The 15,498-nt window shown below is 62.6% G+C and carries 15 protein-coding genes; 6 read left to right on the forward strand and 9 right to left on the reverse strand.

Going from position 1 to position 15,498, the window contains the following annotated elements; genetic code table 11:
* Positions 1-10: 10 nt before the first annotated feature.
* Positions 11-781 (forward strand): substrate-binding domain-containing protein, encoded by a 771-nt coding sequence (locus K3819_RS18010; RefSeq protein WP_221397636.1) that lies wholly within the window; start codon positions 11-13, stop codon positions 779-781.
* On the opposite strand, the gene K3819_RS18015 is transcribed toward K3819_RS18010, so the two are convergent.
* Positions 771-1,685: a LysR family transcriptional regulator gene (locus tag K3819_RS18015; RefSeq protein WP_064597602.1), complete on the reverse strand. Its 915-nt coding sequence runs from the start codon at positions 1,683-1,685 to the stop codon at positions 771-773. The two genes, K3819_RS18010 and K3819_RS18015, sit on opposite strands and share 11 nt — an antisense overlap.
* Before the next feature lie 306 nt (positions 1,686-1,991).
* On the opposite strand from K3819_RS18015, the gene K3819_RS18020 reads away from it, so the two are divergent.
* Positions 1,992-3,800 carry a monovalent cation:proton antiporter-2 (CPA2) family protein gene (locus tag K3819_RS18020; protein ID WP_085613217.1) on the forward strand — a complete coding sequence of 603 codons (1,809 nt, stop codon included), beginning with the start codon at positions 1,992-1,994 and terminating at the stop codon, positions 3,798-3,800.
* A 111-nt stretch (positions 3,801-3,911) separates the two neighbouring features.
* Here the strand turns inward: K3819_RS18020 and hcnC are convergent, their stop codons facing one another.
* The 4 genes from hcnC to K3819_RS18040 all read right to left on the reverse strand — a co-directional run bounded on the left by hcnC (position 3,912) and on the right by K3819_RS18040 (position 8,227).
* Entirely contained in the window at positions 3,912-5,171 is a 1,260-nt protein-coding gene (hcnC, locus tag K3819_RS18025) for a cyanide-forming glycine dehydrogenase subunit HcnC (protein WP_085613218.1), read from the reverse strand.
* The gene (gene hcnB / locus K3819_RS18030; RefSeq protein WP_085613219.1) at positions 5,164-6,573 is read right to left on the reverse strand and encodes a cyanide-forming glycine dehydrogenase subunit HcnB; all 1,410 of its coding nucleotides are present in this window, start codon (positions 6,571-6,573) and stop codon (positions 5,164-5,166) included. Before hcnB ends, hcnC begins: the two co-directional genes overlap by 8 nt.
* Positions 6,570-6,884 (reverse strand): cyanide-forming glycine dehydrogenase subunit HcnA, encoded by a 315-nt coding sequence (hcnA, locus tag K3819_RS18035; protein WP_085613265.1) that lies wholly within the window; start codon positions 6,882-6,884, stop codon positions 6,570-6,572. The genes hcnB and hcnA overlap by 4 nt, the downstream gene beginning before the upstream one ends.
* Positions 6,885-7,288: 404 nt before the next feature.
* Positions 7,289-8,227: a hypothetical protein gene (locus K3819_RS18040; protein ID WP_085613221.1), complete on the reverse strand. Its 939-nt coding sequence runs from the start codon at positions 8,225-8,227 to the stop codon at positions 7,289-7,291.
* Between the two features lie 297 nt (positions 8,228-8,524).
* On the opposite strand from K3819_RS18040, the gene K3819_RS18045 reads away from it, so the two are divergent.
* Positions 8,525-9,208: a response regulator transcription factor gene (locus tag K3819_RS18045; protein WP_007952956.1), complete on the forward strand. Its 684-nt coding sequence runs from the start codon at positions 8,525-8,527 to the stop codon at positions 9,206-9,208.
* Positions 9,186-10,580: a HAMP domain-containing sensor histidine kinase gene (locus K3819_RS18050; RefSeq protein WP_085613222.1), complete on the forward strand. Its 1,395-nt coding sequence runs from the start codon at positions 9,186-9,188 to the stop codon at positions 10,578-10,580. Before K3819_RS18045 ends, K3819_RS18050 begins: the two co-directional genes overlap by 23 nt.
* Before the next feature lie 122 nt (positions 10,581-10,702).
* On the opposite strand, the gene K3819_RS18055 is transcribed toward K3819_RS18050, so the two are convergent.
* From K3819_RS18055 to K3819_RS18065, 3 genes are read right to left on the reverse strand one after another with little or no spacing between them, the layout of a single operon-like run.
* Entirely contained in the window at positions 10,703-11,113 is a 411-nt protein-coding gene (locus K3819_RS18055) for an SRPBCC family protein (RefSeq protein ID WP_064597619.1), read from the reverse strand.
* Between the two features lie 25 nt (positions 11,114-11,138).
* Positions 11,139-11,936, reverse strand: a complete 798-nt coding sequence (locus K3819_RS18060; RefSeq protein WP_064597620.1) for an SDR family NAD(P)-dependent oxidoreductase — start codon at positions 11,934-11,936, stop codon at positions 11,139-11,141.
* On the reverse strand, positions 11,933-12,955 hold the full coding sequence (locus K3819_RS18065; protein ID WP_221397637.1) for an aldo/keto reductase: 1,023 nt from the start codon (positions 12,953-12,955) through the stop codon (positions 11,933-11,935). Before K3819_RS18065 ends, K3819_RS18060 begins: the two co-directional genes overlap by 4 nt.
* Before the next feature lie 112 nt (positions 12,956-13,067).
* On the opposite strand from K3819_RS18065, the gene K3819_RS18070 reads away from it, so the two are divergent.
* Both K3819_RS18070 and K3819_RS18075 read left to right on the forward strand, forming a co-directional pair.
* Positions 13,068-13,961 (forward strand): LysR substrate-binding domain-containing protein, encoded by an 894-nt coding sequence (locus K3819_RS18070; RefSeq protein WP_085613225.1) that lies wholly within the window; start codon positions 13,068-13,070, stop codon positions 13,959-13,961.
* A gap of 63 nt (positions 13,962-14,024) precedes the next feature.
* Entirely contained in the window at positions 14,025-14,951 is a 927-nt protein-coding gene (locus tag K3819_RS18075; protein WP_221397638.1) for a LysR substrate-binding domain-containing protein, read from the forward strand.
* Here the strand turns inward: K3819_RS18075 and K3819_RS18080 are convergent.
* The gene (locus K3819_RS18080; protein WP_221397639.1) at positions 14,866-15,465 is read right to left on the reverse strand and encodes a DinB family protein; all 600 of its coding nucleotides are present in this window, start codon (positions 15,463-15,465) and stop codon (positions 14,866-14,868) included. The two genes, K3819_RS18075 and K3819_RS18080, sit on opposite strands and share 86 nt — an antisense overlap.
* Positions 15,466-15,498: the final 33 nt, after the last annotated feature.

A 15,498-nucleotide genomic window follows, 5' to 3' on the forward strand; every position in this document is an offset into this window, starting at 1 on the left:
GAACATCACCATGAAAAAACTGTTTACCGTTACAGCCCTGCTCGCCGGTCTTGCGTTCAACGTTGCGGCCCAGGCCGAAGAACTGCGCGTCATGACCTCCGGCGGTTTCACCGCCGCCTACAAGATCCTCGGGCCGAAATTCGCCGCCGCCACCGGCAACACGCTGGACACCCAACTCGGCCCGTCGATGGGCAAGGCGCCGGAGGCAATCCCCAATCGCCTCGCCCGTGGCGAAAAGGCTGACGTAGTGATCATGGTCGGCTATGCCCTCGATGACTTGATCAAGCAAGGCAAGGTCGATCCGGCGTCGCGGGTGGAACTGGCGGATTCGCGAATCGGCCTGGTGGTGCGCGAAGGCGCGCCGAAACCGGACATCAGCAACGTCGACGCCCTGAAGAAAACCCTGCTCGACGCCCAGTCGGTGGCCTACTCCGACAGCGCCAGCGGCGTGTACATCGAGCAGCAATTGTTCAAGAAACTCGGCATCGAAGATCAGCTGAAACTCAAGGCGAAGATGATCCCGAAAATCCCGGTGGGCTCGGTGGTCGCCACCGGCGACTATCAACTGGGCTTCCAGCAGGTCAGCGAATTGCTGCCGGTGCCGGGAGTGAGTTTTGTGGCGAAGATTCCTGAATCGGTGCAGTCGGTCACGCGGTTTGCAGCGGGGATTCCGGTGGGTGCGCAGCATCCACAGGAAGCCAAGGCGTTGCTCGCTTATCTGGCCGCACCTGCCGCCCAGGTTGACGTACAGGCCACCGGTCTGGATTCGGTCAAGCGCTGACCGTCGGCGGCTGGACTTTCATTTCCACCACCAGCCGCTCCAGTTCCAATGCCGCCGGGGTCAGCGTTCGACCCCGGCGTTTGATGATGCCGACGCTGCGCATCACTTGCGGCTCGGTCAGCGGCACCCGCGTCAGGATCGGATGATCCGCCGCCGGCATCGCCATCAGCGGCACCGCCGCCACACCCAACCCCGCTTCCACCAGACCAATCATGGTCGTCACATGCCGCGTCTCGCAGATGCTCGGGCGCTGCGGCACCACTTTCGCCAAGGCCTGATCCAGCAGAAAACGGTTGCCCGAGGTTTTGTCGAGCGAGATGTAATCCTGCCGGTAGAACTCGTCCCAGGTCACGCTGCTGCGCCCGGCCAGCGGATGATCGCGGCGACAGGCAACGACGTAGCTCTCCTGCACCAGCGGTTCGAAATCCACGCCCGCCTCCTGGGTGCCCATGAAACTCAGACCGAAATCCGCCTCGCCGTTGACCACCGCGCTCAGCACGTCGTGGGCGCTGGAATCGAGGACTTTGACTTTGATGCGCGGAAACTGCCGGTGATAACGGGCGACCACGCTCGGCATGAAGTAGTACGCCGCCGACGGCACGCAGGCAACGGTTACGTGGCCCTGCCGATTCGAGGCGACTTCGCTGATGCCCAGCAACGCGACGTCCAGATCGTCGAGCAAACGTTCGACGCTCGGCATGAAACCGCGTCCGGCCTGGGTCAGGCTGACCTTGCGCGTGGTGCGCTCGAACAGCTTCACGCCGAGGGCGTCTTCGAGCTTTTCGATGCGCCGGCTCAGGGCCGGTTGCGACAGGCGCACGGTGTCGGCGGCCTTGCGGAAACTGCCCTGCTCGACCACGGCGCGAAAGGCTTGCAGGTCGTTGAGGTCGAAGTTGATGGCCATGGAAGACTCGAAAGGAATTGATTCGCTGAGGCTATAAATGTAACCAATTGATGCAAATTATTACAGAAGCACATCTGCTCAAGCATGTGCTGCCCTGGAGTGTTCACATAGCCTGGGATCATCTCAGTCTCCCTTGTGGGAGTGGGCTTGCTCGCGAAGAAGTCGTCAGGCAACTGATCTGCGGAATGACACACCGCCTTCGCGAGCAAGCCCGCTCCCACATCAGGATCTGCGGTGGATCTTGAATCGTTGCAACCTTTATCCTTGTCGCCCCCCCCGCCGTACCGCGTTACTGGAGTTCCGCTCATGCCCCATGAAGGCAATCTGTTACAAGCCGCCGTCGTCTTTCTCTTCGCCGCCGTGCTCACCGTTCCCCTGGCCAAGCGCCTGCAACTGGGCGCGGTGCTCGGTTATCTGTTTGCCGGGGTGATCATCGGCCCGTCGGTGCTGGGCCTGATCGGCAATCCGCAAAGCGTCAGCCATATCTCGGAACTGGGCGTGGTGCTGCTGTTGTTCATCATCGGTCTGGAGCTGTCGCCGCGACGTTTGTGGGTGATGCGCAAATCGGTGTTCGGCGTGGGTCTGGCGCAGGTGCTGCTGACCGGTTCGGTGATCGGGGTGCTGGCGTTGTCGGTGTTCGGTCAGCCGTTGAACAGCGCGATTGTCTTGGGCCTGGGTCTGGCGCTGTCGTCCACCGCGTTCGGCTTGCAAAGCCTCGCCGAGCGAAAGGAACTGACCAGCCCCCACGGTCGTCTGGCGTTTGCGATTCTGCTGTTCCAGGACATCGCCGCGATCCCGCTGATCGCCCTGGTGCCGATGCTCGCGGGGGTCGATCACCACACCAGCACCGCCGACGACGTGCGCCACAGTTTGCAGGTGCTCGGCGGCATCGCGGTGGTGGTGATCGGCGGACGTTACCTGTTGCGTCCAGTGTTCCGCATCGTAGCGAAAACCGGTCTGCCGGAAGTCTCCACCGCCACCGCGTTGCTGGTGGTGATCGGCACCGCGTGGCTGATGGACATGGTCGGTGTTTCGATGGCGTTGGGCGCGTTTCTTGCGGGCCTGTTGCTGGCGGATTCGGAATATCGCCATGAGCTGGAAGCGCAGATCGAGCCGTTCAAGGGCCTGCTGCTGGGACTGTTTTTCATCAGTGTCGGCATGGGCGCCAACCTCAGTCTGCTGCTCAGCGCGCCGATCACGGTGCTGGGGCTGACGCTGCTGCTGATCGCCCTGAAGTTGCCGCTGTTGTTTGTGGTCGGGCGTCTGGCCGGCGGGTTGAACAAGGTCAGCGCGATTCGCCTCGGCATCGTGCTGGCGGCGGGCGGTGAATTTGCGTTTGTGGTGTTCAAGATCGGTCGCGATCAGGGGCTGTTCGAACCGCGTCTGTACGATCTGCTGGTGCTGACCATCACCCTGTCGATGGCGGTCACGCCGCTGTTGCTGTTGGTCTGCGCACGACTGGTCAGCCCGAAGGTGCAGCCGGTGGAAGTGCCGGAGAAATTCCGCCAGATCGAGACCGAAACCCCACGAGTGGTGATCGCCGGTATGGGTCGGATGGGCCAGATCGTGGCGCGGATCCTGCGGGCGCAGAACATCAAGTTCGTGGCGCTGGACACCTCGGTGGAGACTATCGAACTGTCGCGCAGTTTTGGTGGCGTGCCGGTGTTCTACGGTGACCCGATGCGTCCGGAAATCCTTAGTGCGGCCAAGGCCGGGGAAGCGGAGTATTTCGTGATTGCCACGGACGATCCGGAAACCAACATCAAGACCGCCGAGATCGTGCGCAAGCTCTACCCGCACATGAAGATCATCGCCCGCGCGCGTAACCGGCAGCATGTGCATCGGTTGGTGGATGTGGGGGCTGATCCGATTCGGGAGACCTATTACTCAAGCCTCGAAATGAGCCGCCGTACGCTGGTTGGCCTCGGTTTGACCCAGGCCCAGGCCGATGCGCGGATCAAGCGCTTCAAGCACCATGATGAACAGGTGCTGGAAGCTCAACACGCGGTGTACGACGACGCGGCCAAAGTCCTGCAGACCGCCCAGGAAGCGCGGGCGGAACTGGCCCGGTTGTTCGAGTCGGATCAACTGGAAGAACAATCGGGCCAGTCCTGAAGGTTGCAGAGTTCCAAATGTGGGAGCCAGCCTGCTGGCGATTGCGACAGCTCGGCCACCATCAAGGGTGGCTGAACCGGCCTCATCGCCAGCAGGCTGGCTCCCACAAGTTCAGGCTATCTCCAGCTCCCTCTCTTCTTTGGCCGGCGCCACTTCAAACCGATCCGCCAGAAACGGCGTGATGTCCAGCGGCAGCGGTTCATCGTTGACCAGTTTGTCCAGCAACACCCCGGTGATCGCCGACGTCAGCACGCCGGTGCGGAAATGCCCGCAGGCGTTGAGATACCCCTCTACCCCGGCCATCGGCCCGAGAATCGGCAACTCGTCCGGCGAGCCCGGCCGCAGCCCGGCCCAGGTGCGCTTGAGGTTGATATCCGCCAGTTCCGGCAAACAACGCACGGCGCCCTGCACCAGTCCGGCGATTTCCGGCCAGGTGGTGGTGACGTCGAAGCCTTTGTCCTCGGTGGTGCTGCCGATCAGGATTTCGCCGTTGTCCTTCTGCGCCATGTAGCAATCGCTGGTGGTCAGGCAGCCGTTGAGGATTTTCGGCAGACGTTCGGTCAGCAGGATCTGGCCTTTCACCGGTTTCACTGGAATCCGGATGCCCGTGGCCCACTCACTCAAGTCCGCTGCCCAGGCGCCGGCGGCGTTGATCAGGGTTTTGCAGTGGAACACCCCGGCTTCAGCCGTCTGCACCCCGGTCACCCGCGTGCCGTGATGCAACACGCCGGTGATGTTGGTGTTGACGAACATGTCCACGCCATTCTGCCGGGCGCCTTCGGTGTAGGCGTCGGCCAGGCGGAACGGGCTGACCTGATGGTCGCAGAGAAACTCCAGCGCCCCGCGCGCTTCATGGCTGACGCTCGGCTCGGACTCGCGCAATCCCGCCTGATCCAGCCAGCGCACCTGATCGGCCAGATGCGGAATGCAGCCGACGATGTGCTCGGCGTACAACCGGTCTTCATCGTCATAGATCACGAACTTGAGCCCGGTCTTTTCGAACTTGAAATCCATCCCGTGGTTGTCGCGCAGCTCACGGTGCAACGCCGGGTACAGCGCGTTGGACTGCAAGGCGAAATCGAAGAACGACGGCGGCAGGATGTGCGGCGTGCTGGCGTCCACCGCCACCGCCGCGCCCTGGGTTTCGCGCTTGCGATTGGCCGACATCATGCGGAAGAAAATCACCCCGCAGCCCAGCCCCACCGACTCGCCGATGGCCCACAAGCCACCGGCCGAAGCGCGGGTTGCATTGCCCGGGCGCTTGGCATCGATCAGCGCGACCTTGAGGCCTTTGCGCTTTGACAATTGATAGGCGATGGACGCGCCGATCACACCGCCGCCGGCAATGACAACGTCATAGAACTTACTCATGGGAAACGGCCTCCGTGCCGAGGGACTGGAACGCGGAAAAAGGAATCGGATCGATCGGGAAACGCGGCCGCAGCCAGCCGACATCCTGCCGCCCGGTGGCCTGCCGCAAACGGTCGCTGCAATAGCCGACGCACATCCGACCCTGGCAGTCGCCCATGCTTACGCGGGTGCGCATTTTCAGGCTGGCGATGTCTTGCACGCCCTGCTCCAGCGCGCGGTCGATGTCAGCGCGGGTCGCGTGTTCGCAACGGCAGATCACCGTGTCGGCCGCCGGCAAGGCGGTCTGCCCGACGCCGCGTTCGGTGTAGCGATCCACCGCTGCGCGGAAACGCACGATGGCTTTGAGTTTGCCCAAGTAGCGGTCGCGACGGACGCGCGCCAGCTCTTCTTCCAGCACGCCGCGTTGCAGCAGGATCGAAGTGGCGGCGATCTTGCCGGCGAGCATCGCCGCTTCGCCGCCGCGAATCCCGCCCATGTCACCGGCCAGGTGCACGTGGGGCTCGCTGCTTTGCTGCCAGATGTTGGCATTGGCGCGCAGGTAACCGTCGTCGCTGAAGCCGTGATCCAGGCCCATTTGCTGACTCAGTTGCGTACGCGGAATAAAGCCGTAACCGACCGCCAGCGTCTTCGCTTCGAAGCGCTCAACGCGGCTCATGTCCGGCTCCCACGTCGCCGAATACGGCGCCACGCTGACGCTTTTCAATTCGCCTTCGCCGTGCGCCTCGACCACGCCCCAGCCGTAGTGCATCGGGATGCCGTGCAGTTTCAGATAGGCGAGCATGCTCAAGCCATCGAGGAACAGCTGCGGCTTGTTGAGCAGCGCCAGACTTTCCTTGGCGATCTTGCCGAACGCGCAGGCCTCGTAGACCCCTGCCACGCTCACGCCCGACGCATGCAACTGGGTCGCCACCAGCGGCAACAATGGCCCGGTGCCGGCGATCACCACCGGCCCCTGCGGTTTGACCACGCCACTTTTGATCTGCAATTGCAGGCCGCCGAGCATGATCACACCGGGCAAGGTCCAGCCGGGAAACGGCACGCTGCGCTCATGGCAACCGGCGGCCAGCAGCAATTGCGGGTATTCGATTTCGTGCAGACGCTCGTCGCCGTCCAGCACCACCAGCGAGCGCGTGCCTTCGGCGCCGACCACGCGATGGTTGAGGCGCACGTCGATCAGCCCGGACTGCTCCTGGAAATCGCCGTGCAGTTTGCCCAGCGCCTCGGCATAGCGCGGCCCCAGGTAATCCAGCTGCACACCATCACGCAGCGGCCCGCGATAGACCACGCCACCCAGGCGCGAAGCTTCTTCAAGCAAGGTGCAGCGCACCCCGTGCCGGGCCAGTTCGATGGCCGCCGCCATGCCCGCCGGACCACCGCCGACGATTACCGGATTGAGGCTCATACCACCTCCTGCCCGTGAATGCGGTTGACCTGGGTCTCGATCAGCATGCCGTCGCGCACCACAGTCTGGCAGGCGCGGCGCTTGTGCCGACCGTTGATTTTCACCAGGCAGCACTGGCACACGCCCATGCCGCAATAGGCACCGCTGATCTGGTTGTGATCGTTGCGCGCGACCTGGCGCACGCCGAGGGACTGAATGACGCTGAGCACGGTTTCGCCGATGGCAGCGCTGACCGGCTGGCCGTTGACGTGGACAGTCATATCCGCCTGCGTCAAAGGCTGGATATCGAAGGTTCTTTCTAGGCAGTGCATTGCAATGATCATCCGTGAAAAGTTCAGGTGAGGTTGAAACAGCTCCTTGCTGCACTACACCTCGCCGGCTCGTGGGGGTTAGCTCTCTATCGGGCCGGCAGGGTTACTCCGTCAGCGCAGCAAAGCGCGCGCAAGCAATGTAGTCGATCCAGCGGCAAGGGCCTGGAAATTTCACGGTAGGGGATATTGCGCCGACGAATATTGATCCAGGCCATGGAAATGACTATAGGGTCCTGCGACCTCGACACTGCGCAGAAAGCAAAAAGCCGCTTCAACCCGAAGGTGGAAGCGGCCAAGGCATATGCCTCAAGGAATCAGTGCACGAACAGGGCGATCAGGATGATGATCGGGATCGGTACGCCGAGGAAAAACAGCAGTAGTGAGCGCATGGTGGTTCTCCTTGATTAACGGACTGGCGGCAGCGTGGTCGTGGTGTAGGTTTCGACTTCGACGTACTCGACCGCATCCCGGCGGCGACCGCCGAAGGTGGCCGAAAGGCTGGCGAAGAACGCACCGGCCAGCAGCGCGATGAACATCCACAATGAGGTCCAGGCAGCGACTTTGGCGGCGGTGTCGGCGGCTTGTTGCGCTTTCACCTTGGCGTCGGCGATTGCTTTCTGGGTGCGGGCGTAGATTTCATCGACCCGACGTTCGGCGTCAGCCTGGGTCAGGTTGGTACGCTGAGCGACCAGTTGAGCGAGGTAGGTACGATCTTCGGCGCTGAGCTGACCGTTGGCCAGGCTCTGGGCGAAGATCCGGGTCACGGTGCCACGGGCGGCGTCATCGCTGACAGCGGCGGGACGATCATCGCGGAACAGGCTGTCGACGAAGTAACCATACTGGTCACTGTCGGTATTGCCCGCTGCGGTTCCGGCCGCTTGCGTCATGGCACCGGCCGCACCGCCAACAACACTCGCACCGGCCTGCACGCCGCCGCTGACGATGCTGCTGACCGAACCGACCACCAGCGTCGCGGTGACCAGCGTGGCCACGCACCAGGCGAGGAAGCCATGGGCGGTGTCGCGGAAATACACCTCGTCACCGTGCATGTTGGCCCACTTCACCCGCAGGCGACCGGCGATGTAGCCACCGAGCCCCGAGGCGATGATTTGCGTGGCGGCCAGCCAGATGATGGTGGAAATGCCCAGGCCTTTGGCGCTGACGCCCTCCCCGGCCCACGGTGAAACGGCGGAGAAGCCCAGACCGAAACCCAGCAGCACGAGAATCAGCGACAGCGCCGCAGCCGCGGCCGCCCCGGCGAAGATCGCGCCCCAGGACACGCCCGAGACGTTGCTCGACTCTCCTTCGTAGGCAGGATAAAACCCATCAGAGGATCTATTCATTGTTGTAGTGCTCCAGGCATGAAAAATGGTGTTACAACTCGTCGTCAGATGAATTGCAGTGACCGTGCCAGTCGCCAACATTAAATAAATCGTTTTAATTCAATCAGTTAAAAACTCTGAACTTCTTAGGACCATGCAATTTGCAACAACGGCTCGATAACAGCGGGTTTTATGCATTGGCACAAAAGCCCGGTCGTAGCGTTTGTATCCGCTAAAACATGAAAGTTAATTTAAAGCGCAGGCGCAAAATCTTGGCAAAATGCTGCCATTGCGTTTGAACAGACCAGCAGGCCCACCATGACTCGCATCCTCACCATCGAAGACGACGCCGTGACCGCCCGGGAAATTGTCGCCGAACTGAGCAGCCACGGCCTCGACGTGGACTGGGTCGACAACGGCCGTGAAGGCCTGGACCGCGCCGTCAGCGGCAACTACGACCTGATCACCCTTGACCGCATGCTGCCGGAGCTTGATGGCCTGGCCATCGTCACCACGCTGCGGACCATGGGCGTGGCGACGCCGATCCTGATGATCAGCGCCCTCTCCGACGTCGACGAGCGCGTGCGTGGCTTGCGCGCCGGCGGCGATGACTACCTGACCAAACCGTTCGCCACCGATGAGATGGCGGCCCGGGTCGAAGTGCTGCTGCGCCGGCAGAACAGCAACGGAGCACAACCGACCACGTTGCAGGTGGCGGATCTGCAACTCGACCTGATCAGCCACGAAGCCCGCCGCGCCGAGCAGGTGCTGACGCTGTTGCCGACCGAGTACAAGCTGCTGGAATTCCTGATGCGCAACAGCGGCCAGATCCTGTCGCGGATGATGATTTTCGAGGAGGTCTGGGGTTATCACTTCGACCCTGGCACCAACCTGATCGACGTGCACATCGGCCGCCTGCGCAAGAAGATCGACCCGCCGGGCAATGTCCCGCTGATCCGTACGGTGCGAGGCTCGGGTTATGTCATTGCCGAACCCGTCTGACGGTTGGCGTTCTTCCAGCAGTCGCTTGCTGGCGCTGTACAGTTCGTTGTTCGTGGCCTGGAGCGCGATCCTGATGGGGGTCATGTACTTCGAGGTCTCCGGTTACCTCGACAACCTGGCCAAGCATTCGCTGATGCAACGTCAGCATCTGTTTTCGCACTTTCGCGGCGATCAGCTGGAAGACGCGCTCGCCGCCAGCATGACCTTCGACATTCGTGGCATCGACGCCTACGGTCTGTTCGACGCCCAGCATCGCTACCTCGGCGGCGCGCTGCAGAGGATCCCCGAGGGCCTGCCGCTGGACGGCAAGATCCATATGCTCAGCGAATGCGCCGACTCCGACGACCCGACCCTGCCCGCCGACAGCTGCGACGCAGTCGCCACCCCGACCCGCGACGGCCGCTGGTTGGTGTTGTTGCGCGACAACGGTTCGCTGTTCGCGGTGACCAGGATCATTCTGCATGCGTTGCTCTGGGGCGTGTCGCTGACGATTGTGCCGGGGATCATTGGCTGGCATCTGCTGCGTCGGCGGCCGCTGCGGCGGATCCGGGCGATCCAGGCCAGCGCCCAGTCGATTGTCGCCGGCGACCTGACCCACCGCTTGCCGCTGTCCAATCGCCGCGATGAACTGGACATGCTCGCCGCCATCGTCAACGCCATGCTTGATCGCATCGAGCGCTTGATGAACGAAGTCAAAGGCGTGTGCGACAACATCGCCCATGACCTGCGCACCCCGCTGACCCGTTTGCGCGCGCAGTTGTATCGCATGCAGCAGCAGGCCGGCGAAGGTTCGCCGGAAGCGGCGCAACTGGATCTGGTGCTGGCCGAGGCCGATACGCTGATGGCGCGGTTTCGCGGTTTATTGAGGATTTCCGAACTGGAGGATCGTCAGCGGCGCTCGGGGTTTGTCGAGCTCGATCCGGTGTTGTTGCTGCAGGAACTGCACGAGTTCTATTTGCCGCTGGCCGAAGACGACGAGTTGCGCTTCGAGCTGAACATGCCGGAAACGCTGCCGATGCTGAACGGTGATCGAGCGTTGCTGTTTGAAGCGCTGGCGAACCTGTTGAGCAATTCGATCAAGTTCACCCCGGCCGGTGGCACGGTGGTGTTGCGCGGGGTCAATGATGCGGGGCATACGCGGATCGAGGTGCATGACTCCGGCCCCGGTATTCCCGAGACCGAACGGGAGGCGGTGTTCCAGCGGTTCTACCGCGCCGAGGGTGGGCAGTTGCAGAATGGCTTTGGCCTGGGGCTGTCGATTGTCGCGGCGATCGTCAACCTGCATGGGTTCAGTCTTGAGGTGGGGCGCAGCGATCTGGGCGGGGCGAAGCTGGTGCTGGATTGTCGGCAGAGCTTGATTTCACAGTCCTGAACTTCATGTATTCCCCATGTGGGAGCCAGCCTGCTGGCGATGACGGTGTGTCAGTCAATGAATATGAATGATCGACCGTTATCGCTAGCAGGCTAGCTCCCACAAGGGGTTCTTGCAGAAACTCAGGCGGGATAGTTCGCGCGCAGCGCTTCGAGGCCACCCTGATAGATGCCGCTGAACAGCGCCACCACTTCCTCATCGCTCACGCCCTTGGCCGTGAAGCGTCCCGACCACGTCACCTTCGCGCCCTGCCCCTGGGCTTCAACACGAATCGTCGCCAGATAATCGGTGGCCGGAAACGGTGCCTGCAGAATCGAATAACTGTAGGTTTTGCCCGCGTTATCGAACGTCTCCAGACGCTCGACCACCACCCCGCCGTCAGCGGTTTGCAGGGTGCGCACACGCCCGCCTTCACTCAGTTCGCTGTTGGGAATGAACGGCAGCCAGTCCGGCAGGGTGTTGAAGCCGCCAATCAATTGCCAGACCTGATCGGCCGAAGCCGGGATGTCGATCGTTGCTGATGCTGTTGCCATAAATAAAAAGTCTCTCTCGATAAATTCAGATAGTCAGGCTGTCGACCACGCCGCCGTCGACCCGCAACGCGGCGCCGGTGGTGGCTGAAGACAGCGGTGAAGCGATGTAGGTGACCAGGTGCGCGACCTCTTCGACATCCGCCACGCGCTGGATGATCGAGCTCGGACGGGCCCGGCGCACAAAGGCGTCAGCCTCGTCCCGCAGGCTGCGGCCAGATTCGGCGGCGGCATCCTTGAGCATTTCCTCGACACCGTCGGTGAAGGTCGGCCCGGGCAAAATCGCATTAACCGTAACCCCGGTGCCAGCCAGACGTTTAGCCAGGCCATGGGACACCGCGAGGTTGGCGCTTTTGGTCACGCCGTAGTTGATCATGTCGGCCGGAGTGGCCACGCCGGATTCCGAAGACAGGAAGATCACCCGGCCCCAGCCCTGTTCGACCATCGCCGGTACGTAATGCCGCGACAGGCGAACGCCGGAGATTACGTTGATTTCGTAGAAGCGCGTCCACTCATCGTCCGGCGCGTCGAAGAAATCCACGGCGTTGTAGATGCCGAGGTTGTTCACCAGGATGTCGGCTTTCGGTTCAGCGGCGAACAGTTTCTGCGCGCCTTCGGCCGTGCCCAGATCCGCCGTCAGACCGCGCAGTTGCGCCCCCGGCACTTTGCCTCGAATGCTTGCCAGCGCCTGCTCGACCTTGGCCGCGTCGCGACCGATCACCACCACCGTGGCGCCCGCCTCGGCCAGCGACTGGCTGATGCCCAAACCGATGCCCGCCGTGCTGCCGCTGACAATCGCCAGTTTTCCGCTCAGATCGATCTTCATGCTTTCACCTCGTCGATGGGTAATGGTGCACGTTCGGACACCAGTTTCGCTTCACGCATGGCCTGCCAGAAACCGGCCGGAATGACCGCCGACAGCGCCGCCACATCTTCAGCGATGCGCCCCGGTTTGCTCGCGCCGGGAATCACGGCTGCCACGGCCGGATTGGCCAGCGAGAATTGTAGTGCAGCCGCTTTGACATCCACGCCATGGGCCGCGGCGATGCGTTTGATCTGCTCGACCTTCGCCACGATCTCAGGGCTGGCCTTCTGGTATTCGAAGTGCGCGCCGCCGGCCAGGATCCCCGAGCTGTAGGGACCGCCGACAACGATTCCAACATTCTGCGCCCGCGCCGAATCCATCAAACGCTGCAAGGCGCGGTCGTGGTCGAGCAAGGTGTAGCGGCCGGCCAGCAGGAAGCCGTCAGGCTGCGCCTCGGTCAGGTCCAGCGTCAACTCGCACGGCTCGACCTTGTTCACGCCCAGGCCCCAACCCTTGATCACGCCTTCTTCACGCAGACGGGTCAGGACTTTAAAGGCACCGGTGCGGGCGTGATTGAAGTACTCGAGCCATTGATCGCCGTAGAAATCCTGAGCGATGTCGTGGACCCAGACGATGTCGAGGCGATCGGTTTTCAGACGCTTGAGGCTGTCTTCGATCGAGCGCAGCGTGGCGTCGGCGCTGTAGTCGTTGACGATCTTGTTCGGGCGGCCGTGTTCGAACACCCCACTTTTCTCGCCCAGATCCCGGGCGGCGGCGTCTTCGACTTCATCGAGAATCACCCGGCCGACTTTGGTGCTGAGCACATAGTCGTCGCGCTTGTAGCGGGACAGTGCTTCGCCGAGGCGGATTTCCGAGAGGCCCGAGCCGTAGAACGGTGCGGTGTCGAAGTACCGCACGCCGGCATCCCACGCTGCGTGCACGGTGGCCTGGGCTTCTTCTTCAGGAATGGCGCGGAACATGTTGCCCAGTGGCGCGGTGCCGAAGCCGAGTTGGCCGGGGAGTTTGTCTTTCAAGCTCATGATGCTGTCCTCGTAGTTCGTGGTCGGTGTTGACCGTTGAGCAGATCCTAGATTGCGCCACTCAGACCGTCCAAGACATAATCAGCAGTACTTGAGTCCCTGAAGGTCTGACATGATCGACATCCGCCAATTGCGCTACTTCGTCGCCGTCGCCGAGGAAGAACACGTCGGCCGCGCCGCCGAGCGCCTGCACATTTCCCAGTCGCCCCTGAGCCGACAGATCGCCCAGCTCGAAGAACGCCTGGGCCTGACCCTGTTCGAACGCAGCCAGCAGCGCATACGCCTGACCCGCGACGGCCAGACCTTTCTCGCCGAAACCCGCGCCCTGCTGACCCACGCCAATCGCCTGGAATCCCTCGGCAAACGCCTGGGCCGTGGCGAAGAAGGCGGCCTGTGCATCGGCTACATCGAGAACGCGATGCACGCCGGGGTTTTGCCCAATGCCTTGCGCGTACTGCGGGTCGACCGGCCTAACGTGCATGTCGCGCTGTACAACCTGAGTTCTGCCGAACAACTGGAAGGCCTGCGTCAGCGTAGCCTCGATATCGCGCTGGTCAGTGAACCGCCGACGATCGACGATCCCGACCTGCTGGGCTTCCAGGTGCTGGACGACCCGATGCTGCTGGCGCTGCCCGAAGGACACCCGCTGAACCAACTGGCGTCGCTGACCCCGGCGGATCTGGCCGATCAGGAATGGATCGGCGTGCAGCCGCGCCAAGGGGCCGACGATGAGTTCGTCAGCGCCTGCATCCGTGCAGGCTTCACCCCGGATGTGCGGATGCAGGCCACCGAGCCGTTTACCGCGCTGGGGCTGGTCGCTTCGGGCCTGGGGATCGCGATGATCCAGAAAGGCCTGAGCCACAACGCACCGCCGGGCGTGGTGCTGCGGGAAGTGCCGTGGCTGGCGTTCACCACACCGTTGTGGGCGGCGTGGCACCGGATCAACCTGCGGCCGCTGGTGGAAACGTTTCGCAAGGTATTGACCGGCGTCGATCCCGCCCAGTGACCCGACAGCGAAAGACTTTGCTGCTTTACTGAAAAGACTCAAAAAACCAGCGAGTCTTCCGGCATGAACCGCAATGACCTGCGTCGCGTGGACATGAACCTGTTGGTGATTTTCGAAACCCTGATGTTCGAAAAGAACCTGACCCGCGCCGGGGAAAAGCTGTTCCTTGGCCAACCCGCCGTCAGTGCGTCACTGGCGAAACTGCGCGACCTGTTCGACGACCCGTTGCTGGTGCGCAACGGCCGCGTGCTGGAGCCCACCCAGCGGGCGCTGGCGATCCTCAAGGAATTGCAGCCGGCGATGGACACCATTTCCGGGGCGGTCAGCCGAGCCAAGGATTTCGACCCGCTGAGCAGCCGCGACGTGTTTCGCATCGGTCTGTCGGACGATGCCGAGTTCGGCCTGTTGCCGCCGTTGCTCAAGCAATTGCGCGAAGAGGCACCGGACGTGGTGGTCGTCATCCGCCGGGTTAATTTCCTGCTGATGTCGTCGATGCTGGCGTCCGGGGAGATTTCCGTCGGCGTCAGTTACACCACTGAACTGCCGGCCAATGCCAAACGCAAAAAGCTGCGGGACCTGCGCTGCAAGATCCTGCGCGGCGATGATCGTCCCGGCGCGCTGACCCTCGACGACTACTGCGAACGGCCCCATGCGCTGGTGTCGTTTTCCGGCGATCTGGGCGGGGCCATCGATAACGACCTGGCGCGGATCAACCGCGCGCGTCGCGTGGTGCTGGCAGTGCCGCAATTCGCTCCGCTGCGGGCTATTCTGGCCGGCACCGACATGCTCGCCACCGTGCCGGATTTCGCCGCTTGTGCGCTGGTCGAAGGCAGCAGCGTGCTGCGCGCCGACGACCCGCCGTTCGACATCGTGCCTTCGGAGCTGTCGATGGTCTGGAACGGGGTCAACGACAACGATCCGGCGGAACGCTGGTTGCGCTCGCTGATTGCCCATCACATGTCGGCGCCGCTTCCGCCACAGGCGCACTGATCGGCTTGAACCCCGGATCGACCTCGCGCAGGTACACCGGCAGGTCGGTCATCGGCGGCATCTGCGGGATCTCGAAATACATCTGCACCACCCAGCCACGGTGGTAGTTGTTGTGGTTGATCACGTGCATCAGGATCGCCCCGGCGTTCATGGTGCCGCCATCGCCGGAAACAAATTTGAAATCGATCGAGCGGTTCAGCGAGGCTTCGGTCTGCTGCGCGCTCCAGGTGCGATACCAGCCGTCGACTGTCTGCTGAGCCTGGCGCAACTCGCCGAGGTCGGCGTGCACCAGATCATGGGACGTCGTGAAACCGTGCTCGCGCCCCTCGAGGTGCGCCTGCCAGATCCGGTCGACCACGTAGATGTGGTTCAACGTACCGATCATGTTCTTGAAAACCGTCTTGCGCTCCTTTGTAGTCTCCCCCGCCGGCAGCGCTTGCAGGCTGTCGAACAGACGCTGATTGGCCCAGGTCTTGTAGTCCGTGAGCAGATGGGCCGTGGCCAGATTGATCATCGCGGGTCACCGTAGGCACGAAAAAGGGCTCCG

This window comes from Pseudomonas sp. 3-2, assembly GCF_019710535.1.
Taxonomy (GTDB): Bacteria; Pseudomonadota; Gammaproteobacteria; order Pseudomonadales; family Pseudomonadaceae; genus Aquipseudomonas; species Aquipseudomonas pharyngis.